Genomic DNA, 2,511 nt, shown 5'->3' with positions numbered 1-2,511 from the left:
CATCGCCCAACAACAATTGTCTACAAACCTCTGAGACAACAACTGTCAATGAAGACCTGAGACATGAACTGTCCACGAGGACCTGAGACATGACACACGGGTATTACAGCCACTTTTCGCCACTCGATGGCAGCGGGCCGTCTACTCGCTGCAGCAGCTCAGCCGTGAGGAGCGCCGCTACGTTTCGGGGCAACCGTTTTTCGGGGCAGCAGTTTCGGGGCAACAGGCCCGGGGAAACCTGCGCGGCCGGCCCCTCGGCCCACACCCCGCGGGCGCCGATTCCGGGCCGCGCAGGCCCATCGGCTAAACTTGGTGGGTAAGAGCCCCAGATACTCCGCGTGGAGTGCGGGGCGTTCTCATGCGCGGCAGCGGCTCCTTCTTGTACAGACTGTCCGGGGCTTCCGCCGCATCGAATGGGGGAGGATCCCATGCCAGCAATTGTGATCGTCGGAGCTCAGTGGGGCGACGAAGGAAAAGGCAAGGCAACCGACCTGCTTGGCGGCCGCGTGGATTACGTGGTCAAGCCCAACGGCGGCAATAACGCGGGCCACACCGTCGTCGTCGGCGGGGAGAAGTACGAGCTGAAGCTGCTGCCGGCCGGCATCCTGTCCCCGAACGCCACTCCGATTATCGGCAACGGCTGCGTGGTGAACCTTGAGGCCCTGTTCGAGGAGATCGACGGGCTCGAGGCACGCGGCGCGGACACCTCGCGGCTGCGCGTCTCCGCCAACGCCCACCTGGTGGCACCGTTCCATCAGACCATGGACAAGGTCACCGAGCGCTTCCTGGGCAAGCGCGCCATCGGCACCACCGGCCGCGGCATCGGCCCCGCCTACATGGACAAGGTGGCCCGGCTGGGCATCCGCGTGCAGGACGTCTTCGACGAATCGATCCTGCGCCAGAAGGTGGAGGGCTCGCTGCGGCAGAAGAACGAGCTGCTGGTCAAGGTCTACAACCGCCGCGACGTCCACGTGGAGGAAGTGGTGGAGTACTTCCTGTCCTTCGCCGAGCGGCTGCGCCCGATGGTCATCGACTCCACGCTGGTGCTGAACAAGGCGCTGGACGAGGGCAAGGTGGTGCTGATGGAGGGCGGCCAGGCCACCTTCCTGGACGTGGACCACGGCACCTACCCGTTCGTCACCTCCTCCAACCCGACCGCCGGCGGCGCGTCCGTGGGCTCGGGCATCGGCCCCACCCGGATCAACCGCGCCGTGGGCATCATCAAGGCGTACACCACCCGCGTGGGCGCCGGCCCGTTCCCCACCGAACTGTTCGACGACATGGGTGAATACCTGCAGAAGAAGGGCGGCGAGTTCGGCGTGAACACCGGCCGGCCGCGCCGCTGCGGCTGGTACGACGCCGTGCTGGCCCGCCACGCCTCCCGTGTCAACGGATTCACCGACTACTTCGTGACCAAGCTGGACGTGCTCACCGGCATTGAGCAGATCCCGGTCTGCGTGGCGTACGACGTGGACGGCGTCCGGCACGACGAAATGCCGATGACCCAGACCGAGTTCCACCACGCCAAGCCGATCTTCGAGTACTTCGACGGCTGGACCGAGGACATCACCGGCGCGAAGACGCTGGAGGACCTGCCGACCAATGCGCGCAACTACGTGCTGGCGCTGGAGAAGATGTCCGGCACCCGGTTCTCCGCCATCGGCGTTGGCCCGGACCGGGACCAGACCATCGTGATCCGCGACCTGATTTCGGAGTAAGGCACAGCAGACAACGACGGCGGGGCGCGGCTGGCGCCGCTTGTCACCTGCGGTCTGGGTGGCGTAGCGACCGTCGAACGGCAAGAAAGGGCGCGGACAGCGATGTCCGCGCCCTTCGTCGTAGGTACGGCTGTTCAACGCCGGCTCGAGAGTGGGACCTGCGTCGAGGTCGAGGCATTCAGGAAAGATGCCGTCGATGAAGCGGCTTACGAAAGCGAGCCGCCCGGAATCAACCGATCCTCTCAACTCTCCGGGCAGCTGGACCCGGAGGGTGTGCGTGGCCTGGCCTGGCCGGGTTCCTGCGGCGGAGGCCTCTGGGTCCGGCCAGCTGGTGCGGAAGTTTTTGTGAGCGGGTGCACAGTGTGGTGGGTGGGGCCGGCGGGGGTGTCGGGTGGTGGTGCGGGGTGGTGTCGGGGGTGCGGCATCCGCGTGGTGGCGGGGGTTTTGGGGTGGTGTCCGGCTGCTCGGCGGGTGTGTTGGGGCGGGTTGGGTGGGCGATTTGCCCGGAGGCGGGGAGGGGTGTATTGTTTTCTGAGTCGCTGCTGCTGAAGCAGGGAAAACAGCGGCCAATCCCCTTCAAAATATGCCAGGATCTGGTGCGTTTTTCGCGCCTGCTGGTGTGGTTTGGGGGCCGGGGTTCGCAGCTTGAATCCGCCGGGAACGGCGATTTGCAAAGGTTGCGGGGACCGGGTAAGTTTGAAAAGTTGCTCCGGAGCGATGGAGGGCCTGTGAGGGTCGTCTTGGTGCCGGGTGCTCCTGTTGTTTGAGAACTCAATAGTGTGCCAAGTTTGTT

Annotated in this window: 1 protein-coding gene; it reads left to right on the top strand. The window is 65.3% G+C overall.

The window, feature by feature from the left end; genetic code table 11:
• Positions 1-428 precede the first annotated feature (428 nt).
• Positions 429-1,718, top strand: coding sequence for an adenylosuccinate synthase (locus tag AB0N75_RS18830; protein ID WP_364652466.1), 1,290 nt, complete (start codon positions 429-431; stop codon positions 1,716-1,718).
• Positions 1,719-2,511 lie beyond the last annotated feature (793 nt).

The organism is Arthrobacter sp. NPDC089319 (assembly GCF_040684925.1).
In the GTDB taxonomy this organism is placed as follows: domain Bacteria; phylum Actinomycetota; class Actinomycetes; order Actinomycetales; family Micrococcaceae; genus Crystallibacter.
This window is presented reverse-complemented; position numbering and strand designations above follow the sequence as displayed.

Excerpts from the sequence above, each read along its gene's own strand:
- AB0N75_RS18830 (WP_364652466.1), top strand. The coding sequence starts at position 429 with ATGCCAGCAATTGTGATCGTCGGAGCTCAGTGGGGCGACGAAGGAAAA.